Below are 25,297 nucleotides of genomic sequence, written 5' to 3'. Positions count from 1 at the left end.
AGCTCTAATGATCTCGGTGGCGCTATGGTCGGTGGCACTGCTGCTGGCGCTGGCGCCGGTCGGGATCGTGCTGTCGTCGTACCCGCGCGGTTCGGCCGTGCTCTATGGCGCCTGCCTGGTCGTCACCGCGGCACTCTGCGTCACCGCGCTCCTTCACCTGCTCGATTCGGCCCATCCCGTGTTGAGTGCCACTCTGCCGATCGGCCTGCCCTGGCTGGGGGCTCACTTCCGTCTCGATGCGCTGTCGGCCTTCTTCCTGGTCGTGATCAATCTTGGTGGCGCGGCCGCCAGCCTGTTCGCGCTCGGCTACGGCGCGCATGAAGAATCTCCCGGTCGCGTGCTGCCGTTCTATCCCGCCTATCTCGCCGGCATGAATACGGTCGTGCTCGCCAACGACGCCTTCAGCTTTCTGGTGGCGTGGGAGTTCATGTCGCTGACCTCCTGGGCTCTGGTGGTGTCGCACCACCGCGAGGCGGAGAATATCCGTGCCGGCTATGTCTATCTCCTGATGGCAAGCTTCGGCACGCTGGTCCTGCTGCTCGCCTTCGGTCTGCTTGCGAGCGGTGCCGGTTACGATTTCGACGCGATCCGCGCTTCGCATCCCTCGGCCGCGCTCGCCGGCATGGTGGTGATCCTCGTCCTGCTCGGCGCCGGCTCGAAGGCGGGCGTCGTGCCGCTGCACGCCTGGCTGCCACTTGCTCATCCCGCCGCTCCCAGCCACGTCTCGGCCCTCATGAGCGGCGTGATGACCAAGGTCGCCGTCTATGGTTTCGTCCGCATCGTGTTTGACCTGTTGCCGGAGCCTGAGTGGTGGTGGAGCATGGTGGTGCTGCTGGTCGGCGGCCCCACCGCGACGCTGGGCGTGCTCTATGCGCTGATGCAGCGCGACATCAAGCGCGTGCTGGCCTATTCGACCATCGAGAACATCGGCATCATCTTCACCGGCCTCGGGCTCGCGCTCGCTTTCAAGGCGCAGGGGCTCGACTGGGTGGCGGCGCTCGCCTTCACCGCGGCGATGCTGCACGTCTTCAATCACGCGCTGTTCAAGAGCCTTCTGTTCTTCGGCGCCGGCGCGGTGCTGGAGGCAACCGGCGCGCGCGACATGGAGAAGCTCGGCGGGCTGATCCATCGCATGCCACGCACGGCCTTCGCGATGCTGGTCGGCTGCGTCGCGATCTCGGCGCTGCCGCCCTTCAACGGTTTTGTCTCGGAATGGCTGACCTTCCAGGCAATCCTGCTGTCGCCGCAACTGCCATCCTGGGGTTTGAAGCTCGCCATCCCCGCGGTCGGCGGCCTCCTGGCGCTGGCGGCGGCTTTCGCCGCGGCCTGCTTCGTCAAACTCTATGGCATCAGCTTCCTCGGCCGGCCGCGCACGGATGTCGCCGCAAGCGCGCATGAGACCGATCGCTTCTCGCTGGCTGCGATGTTCGCGCTTGCGGCACTCTGCCTCGTCGCCGGCATCCTGCCCGGCCTGTTCATCGACGCGCTGGCGCCGGTGAGCAAGGCCATGGTCGGCAACGTCATGCCGCATCAGACCGGGCTGGAATGGCTCACGATCGTGCCGATCGCGGAAAGCCGCAGCTCTTATAACGGCCTTCTCGTCTTCCTGTTCGTTGCGCTCTGCGGCACCGCCGCGGCGTCGGCCATTCACCGCCTCGCCTCCGATCGCCTGCGCCGCGCGCCCGCCTGGGATTGCGGGTATCCCGACCCCGACCCCACGATCCAATACTCCGCCTCGAGCTTCTCGCAGCCGATCCGCCGCGTGTTCGGCAGCGTGATCTTCGCGGCACGCGAGATCGGCGAGATGCCACCGCCATCATCGCCGCTGCCTGCACGGCTCAAGGTCGAACTGCACGATCTGATCTGGGACGCGCTCTACGCGCCGATCGCGACGATCATCGGCTTCGCCACCGAACGCATCAACACCCTGCAATTCCTCACCATCCGCCGCTATCTGACGCTGGTCTTCGGAGCGCTCATCGTTCTGCTCCTGGTGGTGGCGCTATGACCGCGCTGCGCGACATCCTCTCGCAGGGCGCGCAGATGCTGCTGGTGCTGCTGCTCGCCCCGCTGCTGACCGGCTTTGTCCGCAAGGTGAAGGCGCGGCTGCTCCGCCGGCGCGGACCGCCGCTGGTTCAGCCCTATCGCGACCTCGTCCGCCTGATGCGCAAGGACGTCGTGCTCGCGGACAACGCTTCATGGCTGTTCCGCGTCATTCCCTATCTGATGTTTGCCGGCACCTGGGTAGCGGCTTCGCTGGTGCCGACCTTCGGCAACGGTCTGTTGTTCTCCGGGACCGCCGACCTCATCGCCATCATTGCGCTGCTCGGCAGCGCGCGTTTCTTCCAGGCGCTTGCCGGCATGGATGTCGGCACCGCCTTCGGCGGCATCGGCTCCAGCCGCGAGGTGATGATCGCGACACTGGCCGAGCCTGCCATCCTGATAACGGTGTTCGCGGTCGCCATGATCGCGGGCTCGACCCAGCTTTCCAACGTTGCCGAGTTCATGGGCTCGGACGCGGTCGGTCTGCGCGTGTCGCTCGGCATGGCGTTCGTCGCGCTGACCATTGTGGCGCTGGCGGAGAATGCCCGCATCCCCGTCGACAATCCCGCGACCCATCTCGAGCTCACGATGGTTCATGAGGCCATGGTGCTGGAATATTCGGGGCGGCATCTTGCGCTGATCGACCTGTCGTCGCAGCTCAAGCTGCTGCTCTACGTCTCGCTGATCGCCTGCGTGTTCCTGCCCTGGGGCACCGCGACTGCGGATGCGAGCGTCGCGACACTGGCGTTCGGCGCGCTGCTCTATTTCGGCAAGCTTGCAGTTCTTGGCTTCCTGCTCGCGCTGTTCGAGACGTCGATCGCCAAGATGCGCGTATTCCGTATTCCGGAGTTTTTGGGGGCGGCGCTGATGCTGGCGCTGCTCGCGACGCTGCTGCGCTTCGTGTCGGGGAGCCTGTAGGACATGAGCAGCCTGCAATTCGATATCGCCCACCTGCTCGCCGGATCGCTCGTGCTGGCGAGCTTCATGCTGCTTTACCAGGACCGGCTCTATGCGCTGCTCAACGTCTATGCGCTGCACGCCGGCGTGCTGGCGTTGTCGGTGGCCTGGCAGGCCTATGTGCAGGCGGCGCCGCATCTCTATGTCACCGCGCTGATCGCTCTCGTTTTCAAGGCCATCATCATTCCGGTAGCGCTGCACCGGATCATCCGGCGGCTCGGCATTCACCGCGAGATCGAGAACGTGATCGGCATCGGGCTCACCATGATGGCCGGCATCGGCCTCGTCGCGCTGTCGATGGTGGTGATGCTGCGGGTGACGCCGGGCGCGGATGCGCTCGCGCGCGAGGATCTGGCCTTCGCGCTGTCGGTGGTGCTGCTCGGGCTCCTGATCATGGTGACGCGGCGCAATGCCGTGAGCCAGGTGGTCGGTTTCATGTCGCTGGAGAATGGCCTCGTGCTGGCGGCGACTGGTGCCAAGGGCATGCCGCTGGTGGTCGAGATCAGCGTCGCCTTTTCGGTGCTGATCGCCTTCATCGTGATCGGCATCTTCCTGTTTCGCATCCGCGAGCGTTTCGACAGTGTCGATGTGCAGGCGCTCGACCGCTTCAGGGGAGAGCGGCGATGACGATCGACGCGCTCGGTGCCATCCTGTTGATCCCGGCCATCTCGGCCGCGCTGCTCGCGATACTGCCCGGCTACTTCCTGACGGCAAAGCTCAACGTCGTTGCGGCGCTCGCGACCTTCCTCACCTCGCTCTCGCTGTTCGTGATCGAACCGACGTCAGGGCAATATCTGCTGCTCGACGACCTCAACAAGGTCTTCATCGTGCTGACGACCTTCGTCGGCTTCACCACATCCGTGTTCAGCGCGAGCTACATCCATCACGAAATCGAGACCGGACGGCTGACGCCGGCCTTCCTGCGCTTCTATCACGCGATGTACCAGATCCTGATGTTCGCGATGAACCTCGCGCTCATCGCCAACAATATCGGCCTGATGTGGGTTGCGGTCGAGGTCGCGACGCTGACGACCGTGCTGATGGTCGGTATCTACCGTACCCATGAGGCGCTCGAAGCCGCGTGGAAGTATTTCATCCTCGGCAGCGTCGGCATCGCGCTGGCGCTGTTCGGCACCATCCTGGTCTACATGGCGGCGCGTCCTGCGGTGGGCGAAGGGCTCGACGGCATGGTGTGGACCGTGCTGGTCCAGCACGCCGCCGCATTCGATCCGGCGCTGCTCAACGTCGCCTTCGTCTTCCTGCTGCTTGGCTACGGCACGAAGGTCGGCCTCGCGCCGCTGCACGCCTGGCTGCCCGACGCGCACGCCGAAGGCCCAACGCCGATCTCCGCGGTGCTCTCGGGCCTTCTGCTGAATGTCGCGCTCTATGCGCTTCTGCGCTTCAAGATGATGCTCGCGGTCAATTCGGCGGCGATCGCGCCGGGGCCGCTGATGGTGACGATGGGCCTGATCTCGGTGATCTTCGCGGCGCTGATGCTGTACCGCCGCCGCGACATCAAGCGCATGTTCGCCTATTCCTCGATCGAGCACATGGGCATCATCGTCTTTGCCTTCGGCATGGGCGGGCCGCTCGCGAACTTCGCGGGCCTTCTGCACATGACCATGCACTCGCTGACCAAGTCCGCGATCTTCTTCGCGGTCGGTCACATCGCGCAGGTCAAGGGTACGCAGAAGATCGCCGACATTGGTGGGCTCACGGTGACCAACCCGGTGCTCGGCTGGGGCCTGATGCTCGGCGTCATCGCCATCGTCGGCCTGCCGCCGCTCGGCATCTTCATGAGCGAGTTCCTGGTCGTCAGCTCGACCTTTTCCCGCGCGCCATGGCTGACCGCGATCCTGGTGCTCGGTATCATCATCGCGCTCGGCGGGCTCTTGCTGCGGATCGGCGTCGTGATGTTCGGCGAGCCCAAAGGCAAGACCGCGCCGGCGGAGGCCTCCTACGTGCCGATGTTCACGCATCTGGCGCTGGTCGCGATGGCCGGGATCTATCTGCCGCCGGTCCTGGTGACCGGCTTTACTAACGTCGCAAAGCTGCTGGGATAGGCGATGGGTATCCTCGACAGCATCCCCCATGTTCACGCGGTGCCGTCGCACCGCCCCTGGCCGCGTGTCGTCGTGGCAGAAGCGGGCTGGCGGGCCGCAGTCGACGAACTGGCCGCCGGCCGTCTGACCCTGCTTGGCCTCTGGGGTGAGCCGGCCGTTGTCCACATGGCGCTGCTCAATGAAGCCGTCGCCGAGATCGCGGTCGTCACCTACGAATGTGCGGCGGGTAGCTTTCCAAGCGTCGCCCGCCATCACTCGCCCGCGCTGCGGCTGGAGCGTACCATCCACGACCTGTTCGGGCTGACGTCAACCAGCGCCGACGATGTGCGTCCGTGGCTCGACCATTACGTCTGGGACAAATCGTTCCCGCTCGGCAGCCGCAACGCGCCGCGCGAGGCGGTCCCGTATCGGTTCCTACCGGCCGAAGGCGAGGCGCTGCATCAGGTTGCGGTGGGACCCGTCCATGCCGGCATCATCGAGCCCGGCCATTTCCGCTTCACCGCCAATGGCGAGCATGTGGTGCGGCTGGAGCAATGGCTTGGCTATACCCATAAGGGCGTCGAATCCCTGCTGCAGGGCGCGAACCTTGAGGCTGCGGCAAAGCTCGCCAATCGTACCTCTGGCGACAGCGCCGTCGCCTACGCTTTTGCCTTTGCGCGCGCTGCCGAGGCAGCGCTCGACATCGAGGCGCCGCCGCACGCGACGCACTTGCGGGCGCTGATGGCGGAATTGGAGCGGCTTGCCAATCATTTCGGCGACATCGGCGCGATCTGCAATGACGCCTCTTTCGCGTTGATGCATGCGCAGACCGGCATTTTGCGCGAGCGCTGCCTGCGCGCCGCCGATGCTGCATTCGGCCATCGGTTAATGATGGACGTCATCGTGCCCGGCGGCGTGGTGCGCGACATCGCACCGGACGGCATTGCGGCACTGCGCACGCTGCTTGCCGAAATCGACAAGGTGTTTCCACGCCTGATCGAACTCTACGACAACACGGCGTCGCTTCAGGACCGCACCGTCACCACGGGCATCGTGAAAACGGAATATGCGCGCCAGTTCGGCGCCGGCGGCTATGTCGGCCGTGCCTCGGGGCGCAATTTCGATGCGCGGCGCATGCTTGCCTACGCCCCCTACGATCGGCTGTCGTTCGAGGTGCCGGTGCTCGAGGCGGGCGACGTCAATGCGCGGGTCTGGATCCGCATCCGCGAGGTCGAGCAGAGCGTTGCGCTGATCGCGCAGATTCTGGACCTGATGGCACCGGGCGAGATCATGAGCGCGCTGCCGGCCGGGCACGGCGAATGCGAAGGCCTGGCTGTGACCGAAGCGTTTCGCGGTGACGTGCTGGTCTGGCTCAGGCTGGACCGGGAGTTGCGCGTGCAGCGCTGCCACCTGCGCGATGCCTCCTGGTTCCAGTGGCCGCTGCTGGAGACCGCGATCGAGGGCAACATCATCGCCGACTTCCCGCTCTGCAACAAATCGTTCAACTGTTCCTATTCGGGCGCGGATCTCTGAGCCATGCGCAAGACCCTGCTCGAAAGTCTCACCCACGGCTCTCTGACCGAGCCCGCCCCGGCGCCGGACGAGACCGCGCTGGCTGAACTTGCCAGCAAGGTCGACCGCGCGGCGCAGGCAAGACTCGGCCGGTCGCTCGCGATCCGCCAGGTCGACGCCGGTTCGTGCAATGGCTGCGAGCTGGAGATCCATGCGCTCTCCAACGCCTTCTACGACATCGAACGTTTCGGTCTGCGCTTCGTCGCCTCGCCGCGCCATGCCGACGTCCTGCTGGTCACGGGACCGGTGACGAAGAACATGAGGCAGGCGCTGGAGCGGACCTATAACGCCACGCCCGATCCGAAATGGGTGGTCGCGGTGGGCGGCTGCGCCGCTGATGGCGGCATCTTCAAAGGCAGCTACGCCTGCGTCGGCGGCGTGTCCGAGGTCGTTCCGGTGGATCTGCACATCAAGGGCTGCCCGCCGTCGCCGCTCGACCTGCTGAAAGGCCTGCTCGCGCTCCTGGAGCACGTCGGCGGCAAGGAGTGAGCTGCGCCCACACATCCCGTCATTGCGAGGAGCGCAGCGACGAAGCAATCCAGACTGTATCCGTGGACGCAGCCTGGATTGCTTCGCTTCGCTCGCAATGACAGGGGAGAGCCGTGGCTCAATCCACCAGAATTACCCTGATGTCGTTCACGTTGGTCAGCGTCGGCCCGGGCAGCAGCAAGTCTCCGGTTGCGGCAAAGAACGCCGTCGCGTCGTTGTTGTCGAGATAGGCCTGCGGCTCGAGCGCCAGCGTCTTCATCTTCGCGAAGGTTGCAGCATCGATCAGTGCGCCGGCGGGGTCGGTGGGCTTGCCGGCGCCGCCATCGGCGCCGTCAGTGTCGCCGGCGAGCGCGGCGATGTCGGGTGTGTCCTTCAACAGGCCGGCGAGCGCCAGCGCGTATTCCTGGTTCGGGCCGCCGCGGCCATTGCCGCGCACGGTCACCGTGAGCTCGCCGCCGGAGAGGATGGCGGTGCGTTTGCCAGCGGCGCGCGCCTTCAAGGCCAGCCTCGCATGCTCGGCGGCAACCTCGCGCGCCTCGCCTTCGAGATCGGCGCCGAGATCGATCACCTCATAGCCCGCGTCCTTCGCGAGCTTGACGGCGGCGTCGAGGGACTGCTTGGGCCGCGCGATCAGTTCGAAATGGGCGCGCGCAAACGCGGCATCGCCGGGCTTGCAGCTTTCGTTGGCGGGATCGTCGAGCGCGCGGCGAACGGCATCGTCGATGTCGAGCTTGTATTTCGCGACGATCGCGCGCGCGTCAGCCAGCGTGGTCGGATCCGGCACGGTGGGGCCGGAGGCGATCGCGGAGGGATCGTCATGCGGCACGTCGGAGATCGCGAGCGTGACGATCTCGGCGGCATTTTTGCCGGCGCGCGCCAGCCGCCCGCCCTTGATGCGCGACAGATGCTTGCGGACGACATTCATCTCGCCGATCGGCGCGCCCGAGCGGAGCAGCGCCTTGTTGACCGCCTGCTTCTGGGCAAAGCTGATGCCGTCCACCGGCGCGATCCAGTTCGCCGAGCCGCCACCGGTGAGCAGCACCAGCAGCAGATCATCAGGGCCGGCCTCGCCAGCGAGCGCGAGCGTGTCAGCGGCGCCCTTCAGGCCGGCTTCGTCCGGCACGGGATGGCCGGCCTCGACCACGCGGATGCGTCGCGTCGGTACGCCGTAGCCGTGGCGGGTGGTGGCGATGCCGACCAGCCGCTCCGGATCGAGCTTGAGCCCATCGAGATAGTGCCGCTCTGCGGCCGCGGCCATGGCGCCCGCGCCCTTTCCGGCGGCGAGGCAGATCACGCGGCCCTTCGGCGCGGGGCGCAGATGCGGTGCGAGAATCGTGCTCGGATGGGCGGCGGCAACGGCGGCGTCATATAGGGCGCGGAGCAGGGGACGTCGGTCGGTCATGGCGATGCTTTCGTCAAGGAGAGGCGGCACCGGCGACCTCGCCGGAGTAGGCCTGCCCCTTGCCTAGCGCATCGCCGCGCAAAGCGTAAGCGGGCTTGCCCATCATTCGATTATGCGATCGCGTGATGGGCAACGAAAACCCCCCGCGAGACTCTCGCGGGGGGCGTTTTTCGCGGGCCAATCTGCCGGCGGCTAGCCGCCGACGTCGGCGCTGATCACGTCGCCGAACAGCTCCCACTTCTCGCCCTTGAACTTCTCGAGCTGGAGCTGGCTGATCGGCGCGAAGTCGGTCGCTGACGTATTGATCTGGATCCCGGGCAGCAGCACCTCGGTCCGGAAGTCCTTCAGGCTCGCCGCCTGCTTCATGATGTTCTCGCGCGTGAGATTGTCGCCGCACTGCTTCAACACCTGCACCAGGGTCTGCGCCACGCCGTAGCCGACGATGGTGCCGTGGTCGAGCTTGTCGCCGTCCGGGAAGTACTTCGTCATGAAGGCGAGAAACTCCTTCATGCCGGGATCCTTGTTCCATTGCGGGTCGGAAACGTCCTTCAGATAGTCCGCGGAGATGATGTCCTGCGAATTCTCGAAGCCCGCGGGCTTGAGCACGCTGCCGACCGAGGCCGAGACGTTGTTCAGGAAATGAAGCGGCTTCCAGCCGATCTCGGCGTTCTTCTTGATCGCTTGCGCGGCGAATTTCGGCGTCGTGATGTTCATGAAGACGTCGGCGCCGATCGATTTCAGCTTCACGATATGGTTGTCGATGGTCGGCTCGGACGTTTCATAGCTCTCCTCTGCGACGATCATGCTCGCTGCCTTCGCGCCGAGACCGTCCTTGAGGCCCTTGAGATAGTCCTTGCCGTAGTCGTCGTTCTGGAACAGCACCGCGATCTTGGCGTCCGGCTTGTTCTTCAAGAGCCACTTTGCGTAGATCTGCGTCTCGCTCTGGTAGTTGGGCTGCCAGCCCATGGTCCAGGGGAAGTCTTTCGGATCATTCCACTTGGTGGCGCCGGTCGCGACGAAGAGCTGCGGCACCTTCTTGGAGTTCATGTATTTCTGGATCGCCGAGTTTGGCGGCGTGCCGAGCGAGTTGAAGATGAACAACACCTCGTCGCTCTCGACGAGCTTGCGTGCTTGCTCCACCGTCTTCGGCGGCGAATAGGCGTCGTCATAGGAGATGAAGTTGATCTTGCGGCCGTTGATGCCGCCCTCATCGTTGATCTTCTTGAAATAGGCGGCCTCGGTGCGGCCGATGATGCCGTAGGCGGACGCAGGGCCGCTATAGGGCATGATGTTGCCGATCTTGATCTCGGTGTCGGTCGCGCCGGTATCGTATTTCTTCTGGGCGGATGCAGTGGAGGTCGAGGCCGCGAACAGCGCAAGCGCGACTGACGCGGCAGCAAGTTTGCCAGTGACAGCGGGCATTCCAGTCTCCCTGATTTTCTTGGTGTGTGTGCGTCCTTTTCTTGTCGTTGTTTTTTTTTGCGACGTGGCAGCAATTGAATACGATTTGCGTTGCAGCATCAAGAAAAAGCCCCCGCAACGGCGTCGTGAGGGCTGCTCCTTTAGTAGTCATCCGCTTGGCGGAGGCGTGCGAAACATTGGATGATGTGCGCACGTGACCGGTTGCAGTTGCGAGATAGCGGCACGCGCCGAGCATGTTGTTGATGGAAGTTGTTCAAACTGTCTCTTGCGATTTTCGGTTGTGCGCACCCCGCGTACCCTAGTGGCCGAGTTCGCTGGAGATGACGTCGCCGAACAGCTCCCACGACCTGCCCTTGAAGCGCATCATCTGGAGCTGTGCGATCGGCGCGAAATTGTCCGGCGCGGTGTTGATCTTGATGCCGGGAAGCAGCGTGTCCGGAGCGAAATCCTTCAAGCTCGCCGCCTGCCTCATGACGTTCTCGCGCGTGAGATCGTCGCCGCACATCTGGAGAACCTTCGCCATCGTCTGCGCCGCGCCGTAGCCGAACGCGACGGCGGCGTCGAGCCTGTTCGCCTTCGGATCAAATTGCGCGAGGAAATCGTAGAACCTCTTCATCCCGTCGTCGGCGTTCCACTGCGGGTCGGTGCCGTCCTTGACGTAGGTCGCCGAGAGGATGCCCTGCGACACCTCGAAGCCCGCCGGCTCGATCACGCCGCCGACCGATGCCGAGACGTTGGAGATGATTTGCATCGGATGCCAGTTGATCTCGGCCGCCTTCTTGATCGCCTGGGCGGCGAATTTCGGCGTGGTAATGCTGATGAAGACGTCGGCGCCCGAGGCCTTTAGCTTCACGACGCGCTCGTCGATCGCTGGCTCGGAGGTGTCGTAGCCGTCCTCGAGCACGATCATCGAGGCCTTCGGCCCGAGGCCGTCCTTCAGGCCCCTCAGATAGTCCTTGCCGAAATCGTCGTTCTGGTAGAGCACGGCGATCCTGGCTTCGGGCTTCTCCTTGATGATGTATTTGGCGTAGATGCGCGCTTCGCTGGCGTAGCTCGGTTGCCAGCCCATGGTCCATGGGTAGTTTTTCGGATCGTTCCATTTGGAGGCGCCGCTCGCCACGAACAATTGCGGCACCTTCTTCTCGTTCATGTACTTGCGGATGGCGGCGTTGGTCGAGGTGCCGAGCGATCCGAAGATTAGGAACACCTCGTCGCTTTCGACGAGCTTGCGGGCCTGTTCGAGCGTCTTCGGCGGCGAGTAGGCATCGTCGTAGGAGATGAACTTGATCTTGCGACCGTTGATACCGCCTTCCGCATTGATCTTGTTGAAATAGGCCTCTTCGGTCTTGCCGATCACGCCATAGGCGGAGGCCGGACCGCTGTAGGGCATGATGTTGCCGATCCTGATCTCGGTGTCGGTGGCGCCGGTGTCATATTTCTTTTGTGCCAGAGCTGTGCCGTTCGTTGCGGTGCACAAGATGAATGCGGCCGACAGGGCCGCGAACTGAAGACGGACGACAGCCATTGCTCTCCCACCCGGTTGGATCGGCTCTGCATTGAACAAGATTGGCGCCGGCCGTCAACAAAAAGCCCCCGCGATCGCTCGCGGGGGCTCACCTGGTAAGCTGTTGCGTCAGCGCTTCATTGGGAGGGGACGTCGCCGCTGATGATCTCGCCGAAGAGTTCCCATTTCTCGCCCTTGAAGCGTTGCATCTGGAGCTGGCTGATGGGGGCAAAATCGGTCGCGCTGGTATTGATCTTCACGCCGGGCAGCAAGGTGTCAGGAGCGAAGTCCTTCAGGCTCGCCGCCTGCTTCATGACGTTTGCGTGGGTTAGATCATCGCCGCACATTTCCAGCACCTTTGCGAGCGTCTGCGCAACGCCATAGCCATAGACGACGAAGCTGTCGTTCTTGTCCGTGCCAGGCATGTACTTGTCGACGAACTCCGACCACTTCTTCATGCCGGGGTCACTGTCCCACTGCGGGTCGCCGGCGTCCTTGCCGTAAGTGGCAGACAGGATGCCTTGCGAGTTTTCGAGGCCCGCGGGCTTCATCACGCCGCCGACCGAGCTCGAAACGTTGGTGACGATCTGAAGGGGCTTCCAGGAAAGCTCGGCCACCTTCTTGATGGCCTGGGCGGCGAATTTCGGCGTTGCGTAGATCACGAACACGTCCGGATTGGCGGCCTTGATCTTGACGATATGGCCGTCGATCGACGGCTCGGACACCTCATAGCTCTCTTCCATGATGATGTTCGAGGCCTTGCCGCCGAACCCGTCCTTGGTGCCCTTGAGATAGTCCTTGCCGAAATCGTCGTTCTGATAGAGCACCGCCACCTTGGCGTCGGGTTTCTCCCTCAAGAGCCACTTCGCGTAGATTTGCGCTTCGCTCTGGTAGGAGGGCTGCCAGCCCATGGTCCATGGGAAGTTCTTTGGATCGTTCCACTTGGTGGCGCCGGTCGCGACGAACAGCTGCGGGATCTTCTTGGCGTTGAGATATTTCTGGATCGCTGTGTTGGAGGGCGTGCCGAGCGGGTTGAACACGGCCAGCACCTCATCGCTCTCGACGAGCTTGCGGACCTGCTCGACCGCCTTCGGCGGCGAGTAAGCGTCGTCATAGGTGACGAAGTTGACCTTGCGGCCATTGATGCCGCCCTTGTCGTTGATCATCTTGAAATAGGCTTCTTCGGTCTTGCCGATGACGCCGTAGGCGGAGGCCGGACCACTATACGGCATGATGTTGCCGATCTTGATCTCGGTGTCGGTCGCGCCGGTATCGTACTTCTTTTGGGCGAGTGCTGCGCCGGAGGTGATCGTTGCGACCGCCGTTCCGACAGCGACGATTCCCAGTATTCTTGCGAACAGCAATTCAGTCTCCTTTAGACGTTTCAGTTCTTCTTGAGTTTGCCAATCAACTGTTGGCTGACGATCGCAACCTGCCTTGCGCCATGCGGCACCAGGAAGATGACGAGGAACAGGAGCACGCCGAACACTGCGCCGGAGAGGCCTTTTGAGATGCTTTCCGCCATGTTCGGCACGAAGATGATGAAAGCGGCGCCGACGAACGAGCCGGGCAGCCAGCCGACGCCACCGACGACCATGCCGAGGAACAGCGAGATCGCGAGCGTGATGGTGTAGCTGTCGGGTGCGACGAACTGCACCGCGATGGCGCTGAGGCCGCCGGCGACACCGGTGATGCCGGCGGACACGCCGAAGGCCAGCGTCTTGTAGAGAGCGACGTTGACGCCCATTGAGGATGCCGCGATCTCGTTGTCGCGGATCGCCATGAAGGCGCGGCCCGAGCGGGAGCGCAAGAGATTCACCGAGAAGATGTAGATCGCGAGCGTGACGACGAGCGTGAAGTAATAGAGCCACATGTCCTGGCCCATCGGCAGGCCGAACGGGGCGTCCGGCTTGGTGACGACGAGCCCCTGTACGCCGCCGGTCCAGTGCTCGAGGAAGTTCAGCTTCAGAAGCTGCGGCATGGCGGTGGCGAGCGCAAACGTCGCGAGCGCGAGATAGACGCCGGAGAGCCGCAGCGCCGGCTGGCCGAACAGGAAGCCGAAGCCGAAGCAGATCACGCCGGCGACCGGCAGCGTGAGCGCATAGTTGACGTTGAACTGCTCCATCAGCACCGCAGTGACATAGGCACCGACGGCGTAGAACGCGCTCTGGCCGAGTGAGAACTGGCCGCTCCCGCCGGTGAGAATGTTCAGCGCCAGCACTGCGAGCCCGTAGATCAGGAGCATCGTCAGCTGGAAGATGATGAAGTTCTTGGCGAACAGCGGAACGATCAGGAGTACTGCGAGCACCACCAGCGAGGTGGTCGTGCTCAGCGTCATGGCCCGCTTCGGAACTGCCTCGACCGCCTCGTGGCCTTCGGCAACGACTTCTTCTGCTGCGCTCATGATCAAACTCGCTTGACGATGTGCCGGCCGAACAGGCCAGCGGGTTTGACGACCAGGACGGAAATGATCAGCGCGAGCGCGATCGGGAGCTTCAGCTCATTGCCGACGCCGGGGATGTAGGTGCCGGCGAGGTTCTCGAAGATGCCGACCAGGAAGCCGCCGACCACCGCGCCGAACGGGCTCGACAGGCCGCCGAGCACGGCCGCGGCAAAGCCGTAGATCAGGACGCCGCCCATCATGTTGGGCTCGAGAAATACCACCGGGGCGATCAGCATGCCGGCGATCGCGCCGATCGCCGATGCCATGCCCCAGCCGAGCGCGATCATCCAGCTCGTGTTGATGCCGACGAGCCGCGCCGATTCAGGCAGCGAGGCAGCTGCCCGCATCGCGAGGCCGATTCGAGTGTACTGGAAGAAGAAGAACAGGCCAACCAGCAGCAGCAAGGTGACGCCGATCATGCCGGCCTGGTGGGTCGAGATGAGCTGGCTGCCGAGGAACGGCGAGGAGCCGAACGGGGTCGGATATTGCTTGATGGTGAAGTCCCAGATCAGGCCGGCCGAGGAGTTGATGATGGCAAACAGCGCGATGAAGCCGGCGACGTTGGTCAGGATCGGCGCCTTGGCGAGCGGCTTGAACAGGATGCGCTCGATCGCGATGCCGCCGACGAAAGCGAACGCCAGCGTGATCACGAAGGCGGCCCAATAGGGCACACCCCATTGCATCAGCTGCCAGGAGATGAAGGTCGCGAACATCGCCATCTCGCCCTGCGCGAAGTTGAGATGGTCGATCGCCTGGTAGATCATGACCACTGCGAGCGCCATGCAGGCATAGATCGCGCCGGTCGCAATCCCGGCCAGGACCTGGTTGGTGAAAAGCTCCATCGTCCCGGCTCCCTCAGTAACCCAGATAGGATTTGCGGATGTCCTCGTTGTTCGCGATGTCCTTGGCGTTACCCGACATCACGATGCGGCCGGTCTCGATCACGTAGGCCTGGTCGGCGAGCTCGAGCGCGAGCTGGGCGTTCTGCTCGACCACCAGGATCGTGACCTTGTCTTCGCGGTTGATCTTGCCGAGGATCTTGAAAAGGTCGCGTACGACCAGCGGCGCAAGTCCGAAGGACGGCTCGTCCAGCAGCATCAGGCGCGGCCGCAGCATCAGCGCACGGGCAACCGCGAGCATCTGCTGCTCGCCGCCCGAGAGCGTGCCGGCCTGCTGGGTGTGCCGCTGCTTGAGGACCGGGAAATGCGCATACATGCGCTCGATGTCGGTGACGATGCCGGCATTGTCCTTGCGGGTGATGGCTCCGAGTTGAAGATTTTCCTCCACCGTCATGTTGGTGAAGGTGCCGCGGCCCTGCGGCACATGCGCGATGCCGAAGCGCACGATGTTCTCGGTCGAGCGGCTGGCGAGCGGCTTGCCGTCGAACTCGATCGCACCGGTGGAACGCACCATGTTGCAGATCGCGCGCAGCGTCGTGGTCTTGCCCGCGCCGTTGGCCCCCAAGAGCGTGGTCAGCGAGCCCTCGTTGAGCGAAAAGGACAGGCCGTGAAGGGCCTGCACCTGGCCGTAATAGGCGCGCAGGTCCTTGACGTTGAGCAGCATCGTCATTGGTCCTTGCTCCCGAGATAGGCCTTGATGACGTCGGGATCCGCCTGCACCTGGGCGGGCGTGCCTTCCGCGAGCTTCTTGCCGAAATTCAGCGCCACGACATGGTCGGCGATCGACATGACGAGGCCCATGTGGTGCTCGACCAGCAGCACGGTCATGTGGCGGTCGTCGCGGATGCGGCGGATGAGGTCGCCGAGCACGTAGACCTCTTCATGGTTGAGACCGCCGGCCGGCTCGTCGAGCAGCAGGATTTTTGGATCAGCCGCCAGCGCCCGCGCCAGCTCGACGCGCTTCTGCGTACCGAAGGGCAGGCCGGAGACGGTGGTGTGAGCGACGTCCTCGAGGTCGAGATAGGCGAGGATCTCGTGCACCTTCTTGTTGACGCTCGACTCGCTGCGGCGAACCCAGGCGAGGCGAAGCGAGTCGCTGATGATGTCGCTGGAGGTGCGCGCATGCGTGCCGACGCGCACATTGTCCATCACCGACAGGTTGGGGAACAGCGCCACGTTCTGGAAGGTGCGGCCGATGCCGATCTCGGCGATCCGGTGCGGCGGGCGCGTCAAAATGCTCGCGCCTTCCATCAGGATGTCGCCGGACGAGGGCTGGTAGAGCCGCGAGAGGCAATTGAACAGCGTGGTCTTGCCGGCACCGTTGGGGCCGATCAATCCGAGGATCTGGCCCTTGTGCATGTCAAAAGACACGCCGTTGAGCGCGACGATGCCGCCGAACACGACGCTGACGTCGCGAACCGCGAGCAGAGGAGAATTCCCCTGCGCGAGCTGTACCTGCGTCATCTCGTCTCGCCTACACCGTTGAGTGGGCCGGAGGGCGACACGAAGCGCCCTCTGCAACGACGACGGCTATCTGATCCCCTCGGCCACACGTGCAACTTTTCCTCCTGATTTTAGCTTCTTGCCGGCTTCTTTTTTGAATTGCGGCGCTATTCCGCCGAGCGCCGCTTCGATGTTCCTTACCATCGCCAAGAGACGTGGTCCAATGTCGGTGATCAAACGCTCTTCCGTGAAACGGAATGCGGGCGCGCCGCAATTGAACGCGTAGGGTCCGGTTCCGTCGTTCAGCCTGAGTGCGACGCCCGCGGCGCCGATGTCGTCGTGCCAGTCGCCGACTGAAATCGCAAAGCCGTATTTCGCGACCGTCTCGCCGGAACGCTCCAACCCGTCGCGCAATTTCGGCCAGCGGCTGCCGTAGTGTTCGCGCAGGTCGCGCAGGAGCGAAGCGCGCTCCTCTTCGTCGAGCGCCCAGAAATAGGCGCGGCCCATCGCGCTGGTTGCAATTGGCACGCGGGAGCCGACGTCAAGTTGAACGCCGACCGTTTCGCTGCCCCGGCTCTGCCCGAAATAGATCATGCTCTGGCGGTCGCGACCGCCGACCGCGACCGCGCCGCCCGTGGCGCGCATCACTTCCTCGCGAAACGGCTCGGACAGGTGTCGAATGCCGAGATTGGCCAGCGCCGCGTAACCGAGCGCCAAGGCGGCGGGCGCGAGCTGGTACTTTTCGAAGCGGGGAACCGGTGTAAGATAACCGAGTTTCGTCAACGTATAAGTCAGCCGCGACACGGTTGGCTTGGGCAAATTCGTGCGGGCCGCGATCTCCTGATTGCCGAGAAGCCCGTCGTTGGGTTGGAATGCGCGCAATACATCGAGCCCGCGGGAAAGCGCGACGACGAAGTTCCGATCGGTCGCTGGTTTCTTTCCTGTACGCTTCATCCCTGATCTGCTTCTTGCGCGGAGTCGTTGACAAGGCTCGTGCTTCAAAATAACCCTGCCGTCAAGATGCGGAATTAAATTCCGCACTGCGAAATTGAAACAAAAGTAAATCCTTAACTGGAGGGTATGCCGTGAGCGAAGTGGTCAAGCTTGAGCGTCATGACGAGATCGGGGTCGTCACGGTCAATAGCCCTCCGGTAAATGCGCTCAGTGCGGCCGTCCGCGGCGGAATCCTGGAATGCGTCAAGCAGGCGGTCGCCGATCCCGACATCAAGGGCATCGTGCTGACCTGCGCCGGCCGCACCTTCATCGCCGGCGCCGATATCACCGAGTTCGGCAAGCCGCCGAAGCCGCCCGCGCTCAATGACGTGCTCTCGGAGATCGAGAATTCGCCCAAGCCCGTCGTCGCCGCGATCCATGGCACCGCGCTCGGCGGCGGTCTCGAGGTTGCGCTTGCCTGTCATTTCCGTGTGGCGACGAAAGAGGCAAAGCTCGGCCTGCCCGAGGTGAAGCTCGGTCTCCTGCCCGGCGCCGGTGGCACCCAGCGTCTGCCGCGAGCGGTCGGCCCGGAGCTCGCGGTCAAGATGATCGTCGGCGGTGATCCGATCGGCGCGGCGGAAGCGCTGAAGAACGGCTTGATCGAGGAGATCGTCGAAGGTCCGGCGGCCGGCGGCGAAGCCTTCGTCCGCAAGCTGCTCGCCGAGAAGCGTCCCTTGCGGCGCCTGCGCGACGACGACAGCAAGATCGCGGCTGCCAGGGCCGATCGCTCGATCTTCACCAACGCGGTCGCCGCGATGACTAAGAAGTCGCGCGGCCTGGAAGCGCCGTTCGCCGCCGCGGACGCCGTTGGCTATGCCATCGACCTGCCGTTCGACGAGGGCCTGAAAAAGGAGCGCGAAGGCTTCCTCAAGCTCCTCACCAGCGACCAGTCCAAGGCGCAGCGCTACGCCTTCTTCGCCGAGCGCGAGGCCAACAAGATCGCCGGCGTGCCCGAGGGCACCAAGTCGCGTCCCGTCGAGCGCGTCGCCATCCTCGGCGCGGGCACCATGGGCGGCGGCATCGCGATGTCCTTTGCCAATGCCGGCATCCCCGTGACCCTGATCGAGACCGGCGAGGAGCAGCTCAAGCGTGGCATGGGCATCATGCAGAAGAACTGGGAAGCGACCGCGGCGCGCGGTGGCATCCCGGCGGACGCGCCCGCCAAGCGCATGGCGCTGATCAACGGTGTTGTCGGCATCGAGAATGTCGGCAATGCCGACCTCGTCATCGAGGCCGTGTTCGAGACCATGGCGGTGAAGAAGGAAGTGTTCGGCAAGCTCGACCAATACGTCAAGCCGGGCGCCGTGCTCGCCTCCAACACCTCGTATCTCAACATCGACGAGATCGCCAAGTCCACCAAGCGTCCGCAGGACGTTTTGGGCATGCATTTCTTCTCGCCGGCCAACGTCATGAAGCTGTGCGAGATCGTGCGCGCCGACAAGACCGCGCCGGATGCGCTGGTGACCGCCGTCACCATCGCGCGCAAGATCGCGAAGGTGCCGGCCGTGGTCGGCGTCTGCGACGGCTTTGTCGGCAACCGCATGCTGGCGCAGCGCGGCAAGCAGGCCGAAAAGCTGCTGTTCGAAGGCGCGCTGCCGCAGCAGGTCGACGCTGTCGTGACCAAGTTCGGCATGCCGATGGGTCCGTTCGCGATGGGCGATCTCGCCGGCCTCGACATTGGCTGGCGCTCGCGCAAGGACCGCGGCATCAAGTCGGAGATCGCGGACGCGCTGTGCGAAGCCGGCCGCTTCGGCCAGAAGACCGGCAAGGGCTATTACAAGTATGAAGCCGGCTCCCGCGCGCCGCTGCCCGATCCCGAGGTCGAGAAGCTGATCGACGAGACCTTGCTGCGGCTCGGTCGCAAGAAGCGCGTCGTCAGCGACGAGGAGATCCTCGAGCGTATGATGTACCCGATGATCAACGAGGGCGCGAAGATCCTCGAAGAAGGCATCGCCGCGCGTCCGTCGGATATCGATGTGGTCTGGCTCTATGGCTACGGCTGGCCGATCTATCGCGGTGGCCCGATGTACTGGGCTGACACGGTTGGCCTCAAGCACATCGCCGATCGTTTGTCGGTCTACGCCAAGGAGACCAACGACCCGAGCCTCGAGCCCGCGCCGCTGCTGAAGAAGCTCGCGGCCGAAGGCAAGACCTTCGCCTCGCTCGCAGCCGAGTCGAAAGCGGCGTGATGCAATTGGATCGCGCTGGCCGCGTGAATTTCACGTTCCAGGGGACTCTCTCTCCGTTCCCTCCCCCCTTGCGGGGGAGGGCCAGGGAGGGGGGTAGCCCCGGGCGAGGTCAGCGCTCGTGGCACCCCGTTCCCCAACCCTTCCCCGCAAGGGGGAAGGGAGCTCGGGCAGTGTGCCCACCTCACGCAAAATCGCTGCAGGCCATGCAGAGTAACGAACCTCAATGACCCATCCCGGCGAACAGTTTTATCCCGAAGGCGTGCATTGGGACGACACGATCGTCCAGGGCACGTTGCCTGATCTCCTCTCGAAGGCAGCCGCCGACTTCGGCGCGCGTGCCGCGCTCGAATTCCGCGATCGCCCGATCAGCTACACCGAGCTGGAGGCGATGGCGGAATCGGCCGCCGCTGCCTTCCTGCGCGCCGACTGCAGCAAGGGCTCTTCCGTTGCGCTGTTCCTCGGCAACACGCCGGATCATCCCGTCAATTTCTTCGGTGCGTTGAAGGCCGGCGCGCGCGTCGCGCATCTCTCTCCGCTCGACGGCGAGATCGCGCTCTCGCACAAGGTCCGCGACTCCGGCGCGCGGGTGCTCGTCACCTCGAACTTGGCAGCGCTGCTGCCGACCGCGCTGAAGTTTCTGGAAAAAAACCAGATCGACCGCCTGGTCGTCTGCGAGGACGATCATTGGGGCAAGGTGGGCACGCCGCAAGCCGCGATCCCCGCCGATCCCAGGATCGTCACCTTCAAGACCTTCGTCGACGGCGCGACCAAGCCGGCGCAGTGGCCTGTCGTCACCGCCGATGACGTCGCGCTGCTGCAATATACCGGCGGCACCACCGGTCTGCCGAAAGGCGCGATGCTCACCCATGGCAATCTCACCTCGGCCGTGTCGATCTACGACGTCTGGGGCAAGCCGGCCCGCGCCGCGCGCGGCAACGTCATCGAGCGCGTGATCTGCGTGCTGCCACTGTTCCACATCTACGCGCTGACCGTCGTTCTCTTGTCCTCGCTCCGCCGCGGCAACCTGATCTCGCTGCACCAGCGCTTCGACGTCGAGGCTGTCATGCACGACATCGAGGTCAAGCGCGCGACCTACTTTCCGGGCGTGCCGACGATGTGGATCGCGATCGCGGCGCTCCCCGATCTCGACAAGCGCGATTTCTCTTCGCTCTCCCTGATCGGCTCCGGCGGCGCGCCGCTGCCGGTGGAGGTGGCGAATTTCTTCGAGCGCAAGGTCGGCAAGAAGCTCAAGAGCGGCTGGGGCATGACCGAGACCTGCTCGCCAGGCACCGGCCATCCGCCCGCCGGTCCGGAAAAGCCGGGCTCGATCGGGTTGATGCTGCCCGGCATCGAACTCGATGTGGTGTCGCTCGATGATCCCACGAAGGTGCTGCCGCCGGGCGAAGTGGGCGAGATCCGCATCAAGGGCCCGAACGTCACCAGGGGCTACTGGAACAAGCCAAAGGAGAGCGTGGAATCCTTTGCCGATGGCCGCTTCCTCACCGGCGACATCGGCTATCGCGACGCGGACGGCTATTTCTTCCTGGTCGACCGCAAGAAGGACATGATCATCTCCGGCGGATTCAACGTCTATCCGCAGATGATCGAGCAGGCGATCTATACGCACCCGGGCGTGCACGAGGTCATCGTCATCGGCATTCCCGACCAATATCGCGGCGAGGCGGCCAAGGCGTTCGTCAAGCTCAAGCCGGATGCCACGTCGTTCTCGATCGACGATCTGCGCGCCTTCCTCACCGGCAAGGTCGGCAAGCATGAATTGCCGGCCGCCCTCGAATTTGTCGATGAGCTGCCGCGCACGCCGGTCGGCAAGCTGTCGCGCCATGAATTGCGCCAGCAGCAGAAACCATCCCAATCCACCCAACAAAGCGCTACAGGAGTCCGCTCGTGACCGACGCCGTCATCGTTTCCACCGCCCGCACGCCGATCGGCAAGGCCTATCGCGGCGCGCTCAACAACACCGAGGGCGCGACGCTGCTCGGTCATGCCATCGGCGAGGCCGTTGCGCGCGCGAAGATCGATCCGAAGGAGGTTGAGGACGTCGTGATGGGCGCCGCCCTCCAGCAGGGCTCGACCGGCGGCAACATCGCGCGCAAGGCGCTGCTGCGTGCCGGTCTGCCCGTCACCGTCGCTGGCACCACCATCGATCGTCAGTGCGCCTCCGGTCTCCAGGCGATCGCGCTTGCCGCGCGCTCGGTGATCTTCGACGGTGTCGAGATCGCGGTCGGTGGCGGCGGCGAGTCGATCTCGCTGGTGCAGAACGACAAGATGAACGCCTTTCACGCCCAGGACCCGGCGCTGCTCAAGATCAAGGGCGAGGTCTACATGCCCATGATCGACACGGCTGAGGTCGTGGCGAAGCGCTATGGCATCTCGCGCGAGAAGCAGGATGAGTATTCGCTGGAGAGCCAGCGCCGCACCGCGGCCGCGCAGCAGGGTGGAAAGTTCAAGGACGAGCTCGCGCCGATCACCACCAAGATGGCCGTGACCGACAAGGCGACCGGCGAAGTCTCCTTCAAGGACGTGACGCTCTCTCAGGACGAAGGTCCGCGCCCCGAAACCACCGCCGAAGGCCTCGCCGGCCTGAAGCCCGTGCGTGGCGAAGGCTTCACCGTCACCGCCGGCAATGCCAGCCAGCTTTCGGACGGCGCCAGCGCGTCGGTGATCATGAGCGACAAGGAAGCGGCCAAGCGTGGCCTGCAGCCGCTCGGCATCTTCCGCGGCTTCGTCTCTGCCGGCTGCGAGCCCGACGAGATGGGCATCGGCCCGGTCTTCGCCGTGCCGCGCCTGCTCAAGCGCCACGGGCTCAAGGTCGACGACATCGGTCTGTGGGAATTGAACGAGGCGTTCGCGGTGCAGGTGCTCTACTGCCGCGACAAGCTCGGCATCGACCCCGACAAGATCAACGTCGATGGCGGCGCGATCTCGGTCGGCCATCCCTACGGCATGTCGGGCGCGCGGCTGACCGGTCACGCCCTGATCGAAGGCCGCCGCCGCAAGGCCAAATACGCGGTCGTCACCATGTGCGTCGGCGGCGGCATGGGCGCGGCGGGACTTTTTGAGGTGTTGCAGTAGTTGCTGTCGTCCTGGCGAAGGCCAGGACCCATTACCCCGTGTGTCGCGATGAGGCACGGACGGCAGCCACCGACCGACACCATGACGGCCGGTGGTAATGGATCCTGGCTTTCGCCAGGATGACGAAGAGAAAGAAGCTGGACAGGAGGATCCGATGGATCTCGCATTCACGAAAGAAGAGCAGGCGTTTCGCGAGGAAGTGCGGCAGTTCTTCCGCGACAACGTGCCGCCGGACACGCGCCGCAAGCTGGTCGAAGGCCGCCATCTCTCGAAGGACGAGATGGTGACGTGGTGGCGCATCCTCAACAAGAAGGGCTGGGGCGTCAGCCACTGGCCGAAGCAATATGGTGGCACCGGCTGGACATCCGTGCAGCACTACATCTTCAACGAGGAGCTGCAGTCCTATCCGGCGCCGCAGCCGCTCGCCTTCGGCGTCAGCATGGTGGGCCCGGTGATCTACACCTTCGGCAATGAGGAGCAGAAGAAAAAGTATCTGCCGCGCATTGCCAATGTCGACGATTGGTGGTGCCAGGGCTTCTCCGAGCCCGGCTCCGGTTCGGACCTCGCCTCGCTGAAGACCAAGGCTGAGCGCAAGGGCGACAAGTGGATCATCAACGGCCAGAAGACCTGGACCACGCTCGCCCAGCACGCCGACATGATCTTCTGCCTCTGCCGCACCGATCCGTCGGCCAAGAAGCAGATGGGCATCTCTTTCATCGTCTTCAGCATGAAGTCGAAGGGCGTGACCGTGCGCCCGATCCAGACCATCGACGGCGGCGTCGAGGTCAACGAAGTCTTCTTCGACGACGTCGAGGTGCCCATTGAGAACCTGATCGGCGAGGAGAACAAGGGCTGGGACTACGCAAAATTCCTGCTCGGCAACGAGCGCACCGGCATCGCGCGCGTCGGCGTCTCCAAGGAGCGCATCCGCCGCATCAAGGAGCTGGCGTCCAAGGTCGAGTCCGGCGGCAAGCCGATCATCCAGGATGCTGCCTTCCGCGAGAAGCTTGCGGCTTGCGAGATCGAGCTGAAGGCGCTGGAGCTCACGCAGCTTCGCGTCGTTGCGGATGAGGGCAAGCACGGCAAGGGCAAGCCCAATCCGGCATCCTCGGTGCTGAAGATCAAGGGTTCCGAGATCCAGCAGACCACGACCGAACTGCTCATGGAAGTCATCGGCCCGTTCGCCGCGCCCTACGACATCCACGGCGACGACGGCTCGAACGAAGCCATGGACTGGACCGCGCAGATCGCGCCGAGCTATTTCAACAACCGCAAGGTCTCGATCTACGGCGGCTCCAACGAGATCCAGCGCAACATCATCGCCAAGGCGGTGCTGGGGCTGTGAGAGACGCAACAAACGGTGTCGTCCCCCGCGAAGGCGGGGGACCCAGTACGCCGCGGCGGTCGTGATTACGGCATGCGGTTGCGTTTACTGGATCCCCGCCTTCGCGGGGATGACGTCTGAGGGTGAGGCGACGGCAGGCGAACAGAACCCTGCGTCGATTTTGGAGAGACAGATGGATTTTGATTTGACCGAGGAGCAGCGGCTTCTCAAGGACAGTGTCGACGGTCTCTTGACCGACTCCTACGATTTCGAGAGCCGCAAGAAGTACATGCAGGAGAAGGGCGGCTGGAGCAAAGCCGTCTGGGGCAGGCTCGCCGAGCAGGGCCTCCTGGGCCTGCCCTTCGCGGAAGCCGATGGCGGTTTCGGCGGCGGCGGCGTCGAGACCATGATCGTGATGGAAGCCCTCGGCAAGGCGCTCGTGCTCGAGCCGTATCTCGCAACCGTGGTGATCGGCGGCGGCTTCCTGCGCCATGCCGGCTCGGATGCGCAGAAGGCCGCGCACCTGCCCGGCATCATCGACGGCAGCCAGACGCTCGCCTTTGCGCAGCTCGAGAAGAATTCGCGCTACGACCTCTTCGACGTCGCCACGTCAGCGAAGAAGAAGGGTAGCGGCTGGGTCATCGACGGCGAGAAGTTCGTCGTGCTGAACGGCGAGAACGCCGACACGCTCATCGTCATCGCCCGCACCAAGGGTGATCGCCGCCAGAGAAGCGGCATCGGCGTGTTTCTAGTGCCGGCGAACGCCAAGGGTGTCACCAGGAAGTCGTATCCGACGCAGGACGGCCTGCACGCTGCCGACATCGCCTTGACCGGTGTCGAGGTCGGCGCCGATGCGGCGATCGGCAATCCTGAGGATTCGCTCGCGTTGATCGAGCGCGTCGTCGACGAGGCCCGCGTCGCGCTTTGCGCCGAAGCGGTCGGCCTGATGGATGAATCGCTGAAGACCACCGTCGAGTACATCAAGACGCGCAAGCAGTTCGGTGTCGCGATCGGCTCGTTCCAGTCGCTCCAGCACCGCGCCTCCGACATGTTCGTCGCCGCCGAGCAGGCCCGCTCGATGTCGATGTTCGCGACCATGGCGAACGATTTCGAGGACGCCAAGGAGCGCTCCAACGCGATCGCAGCCGCCAAGGTGCAGATCGGGAAGTCGCTGAAGTTCGTCGGCCAGCAGTCGATCCAGCTCCACGGCGGCATCGGCATGACCATGGAGGCGAAGATCGGCCACTACTTCAAGCGCCTGACCATGATCGAGAACACGTTTGGCGACACCGAGTATCACCAGCGCCGCGTCGCGGATGCGGGCGGGTTGATCTGACGCACGGAAGCTGTCATTCCCCGCGAAAGCGGGGAATCCAGTACGCTGCGGCTTCTCGGTTCTATCCGCGCCGCCTCTGCGTTACTGGATCGCCCGGTCAAGCCGGGCGATGACGGTCGAACGAGCTGAGCCAGGGAGCCCAGCAA

20 protein-coding genes are annotated in these 25,297 nt (G+C 64.2%); 11 read left to right on the top strand and 9 right to left on the bottom strand.

Annotated elements, in window-relative coordinates; translation table 11 throughout:
• Positions 1–7: 7 nt before the first annotated feature.
• From hyfB to NLN62_RS14030, 6 genes are read left to right on the top strand one after another with little or no spacing between them, the layout of a single operon-like run.
• Positions 8–2,008 (top strand): hydrogenase 4 subunit B, encoded by a 2,001-nt coding sequence (hyfB, locus tag NLN62_RS14055; protein ID WP_027521312.1) that lies wholly within the window; start codon positions 8–10, stop codon positions 2,006–2,008.
• Positions 2,005–2,961 (top strand): respiratory chain complex I subunit 1 family protein, encoded by a 957-nt coding sequence (locus tag NLN62_RS14050; RefSeq protein WP_027521311.1) that lies wholly within the window; start codon positions 2,005–2,007, stop codon positions 2,959–2,961. Before hyfB ends, NLN62_RS14050 begins: the two co-directional genes overlap by 4 nt.
• A 3-nt stretch (positions 2,962–2,964) precedes the next feature.
• Complete coding sequence (locus tag NLN62_RS14045) at positions 2,965–3,627, top strand: hydrogenase-4 component E (protein WP_027521310.1); 663 nt, start codon at positions 2,965–2,967, stop codon at positions 3,625–3,627.
• Entirely contained in the window at positions 3,624–5,063 is a 1,440-nt protein-coding gene (locus NLN62_RS14040; protein ID WP_027521309.1) for a hydrogenase 4 subunit F, read from the top strand. Before NLN62_RS14045 ends, NLN62_RS14040 begins: the two co-directional genes overlap by 4 nt.
• 3 nt (positions 5,064–5,066) lie before the next feature.
• The gene (locus tag NLN62_RS14035) at positions 5,067–6,575 is read left to right on the top strand and encodes an NADH-quinone oxidoreductase subunit C (RefSeq protein WP_254109169.1); all 1,509 of its coding nucleotides are present in this window, start codon (positions 5,067–5,069) and stop codon (positions 6,573–6,575) included.
• 3 nt (positions 6,576–6,578) lie between these two features.
• On the top strand, positions 6,579–7,103 hold the full coding sequence (locus NLN62_RS14030) for an NADH-quinone oxidoreductase subunit B family protein (RefSeq protein ID WP_027521307.1): 525 nt from the start codon (positions 6,579–6,581) through the stop codon (positions 7,101–7,103).
• A gap of 118 nt (positions 7,104–7,221) precedes the next feature.
• On the opposite strand, the gene NLN62_RS14025 is transcribed toward NLN62_RS14030, so the two are convergent.
• The 9 genes from NLN62_RS14025 to NLN62_RS13985 all read right to left on the bottom strand — a co-directional run bounded on the left by NLN62_RS14025 (position 7,222) and on the right by NLN62_RS13985 (position 17,170).
• Positions 7,222–8,505 (bottom strand): glycerate kinase, encoded by a 1,284-nt coding sequence (locus tag NLN62_RS14025; protein ID WP_254109168.1) that lies wholly within the window; start codon positions 8,503–8,505, stop codon positions 7,222–7,224.
• Between the two features lie 192 nt (positions 8,506–8,697).
• Positions 8,698–9,927, bottom strand: a complete 1,230-nt coding sequence (locus NLN62_RS14020; protein WP_027521305.1) for an ABC transporter substrate-binding protein — start codon at positions 9,925–9,927, stop codon at positions 8,698–8,700.
• 298 nt (positions 9,928–10,225) lie between these two features.
• Positions 10,226–11,452: an ABC transporter substrate-binding protein gene (locus NLN62_RS14015; RefSeq protein WP_027521304.1), complete on the bottom strand. Its 1,227-nt coding sequence runs from the start codon at positions 11,450–11,452 to the stop codon at positions 10,226–10,228.
• A 116-nt stretch (positions 11,453–11,568) separates the two neighbouring features.
• Entirely contained in the window at positions 11,569–12,795 is a 1,227-nt protein-coding gene (locus tag NLN62_RS14010; protein ID WP_254109167.1) for an ABC transporter substrate-binding protein, read from the bottom strand.
• 20 nt (positions 12,796–12,815) lie between these two features.
• Positions 12,816–13,835 (bottom strand): branched-chain amino acid ABC transporter permease, encoded by a 1,020-nt coding sequence (locus tag NLN62_RS14005; protein WP_027521302.1) that lies wholly within the window; start codon positions 13,833–13,835, stop codon positions 12,816–12,818.
• A 2-nt stretch (positions 13,836–13,837) separates the two neighbouring features.
• Positions 13,838–14,716 (bottom strand): branched-chain amino acid ABC transporter permease, encoded by an 879-nt coding sequence (locus NLN62_RS14000; protein WP_027521301.1) that lies wholly within the window; start codon positions 14,714–14,716, stop codon positions 13,838–13,840.
• 13 nt (positions 14,717–14,729) lie between these two features.
• Entirely contained in the window at positions 14,730–15,443 is a 714-nt protein-coding gene (locus NLN62_RS13995; protein WP_254109166.1) for an ABC transporter ATP-binding protein, read from the bottom strand.
• On the bottom strand, positions 15,440–16,237 hold the full coding sequence (locus tag NLN62_RS13990; RefSeq protein WP_254109165.1) for an ABC transporter ATP-binding protein: 798 nt from the start codon (positions 16,235–16,237) through the stop codon (positions 15,440–15,442). The genes NLN62_RS13995 and NLN62_RS13990 overlap by 4 nt, the downstream gene beginning before the upstream one ends.
• Positions 16,238–16,303: 66 nt before the next feature.
• Positions 16,304–17,170 carry an IclR family transcriptional regulator gene (locus NLN62_RS13985; protein WP_254109164.1) on the bottom strand — a complete coding sequence of 289 codons (867 nt, stop codon included), beginning with the start codon at positions 17,168–17,170 and terminating at the stop codon, positions 16,304–16,306.
• 131 nt (positions 17,171–17,301) lie between these two features.
• Between NLN62_RS13985 and NLN62_RS13980 the strand changes: the two genes are divergently transcribed.
• The 5 genes from NLN62_RS13980 to pimD all read left to right on the top strand — a co-directional run bounded on the left by NLN62_RS13980 (position 17,302) and on the right by pimD (position 25,151).
• Entirely contained in the window at positions 17,302–19,398 is a 2,097-nt protein-coding gene (locus tag NLN62_RS13980) for a 3-hydroxyacyl-CoA dehydrogenase NAD-binding domain-containing protein (RefSeq protein ID WP_254109163.1), read from the top strand.
• Positions 19,399–19,621: 223 nt separating this feature from the next.
• Positions 19,622–21,307, top strand: coding sequence for a dicarboxylate--CoA ligase PimA (pimA, locus tag NLN62_RS13975; RefSeq protein ID WP_254109162.1), 1,686 nt, complete (start codon positions 19,622–19,624; stop codon positions 21,305–21,307).
• Positions 21,304–22,491 carry an acetyl-CoA C-acyltransferase gene (locus tag NLN62_RS13970; protein WP_254109161.1) on the top strand — a complete coding sequence of 396 codons (1,188 nt, stop codon included), beginning with the start codon at positions 21,304–21,306 and terminating at the stop codon, positions 22,489–22,491. The genes pimA and NLN62_RS13970 overlap by 4 nt, the downstream gene beginning before the upstream one ends.
• A 154-nt stretch (positions 22,492–22,645) precedes the next feature.
• Positions 22,646–23,836, top strand: coding sequence for a pimeloyl-CoA dehydrogenase large subunit (gene pimC, locus NLN62_RS13965; protein WP_254109160.1), 1,191 nt, complete (start codon positions 22,646–22,648; stop codon positions 23,834–23,836).
• 172 nt (positions 23,837–24,008) lie between these two features.
• Complete coding sequence (gene pimD / locus NLN62_RS13960; RefSeq protein ID WP_254109159.1) at positions 24,009–25,151, top strand: pimeloyl-CoA dehydrogenase small subunit; 1,143 nt, start codon at positions 24,009–24,011, stop codon at positions 25,149–25,151.
• The last annotated feature ends 146 nt before the right edge of the window (positions 25,152–25,297 follow it).

Source organism: Bradyrhizobium sp. CCGUVB23 (assembly GCF_024199885.1).
In the GTDB taxonomy this organism is placed as follows: Bacteria; Pseudomonadota; Alphaproteobacteria; order Rhizobiales; family Xanthobacteraceae; genus Bradyrhizobium.
The sequence above is the reverse complement of the archived record's forward strand: the minus strand, read 5'-3'. Positions and strand labels throughout refer to the sequence as shown.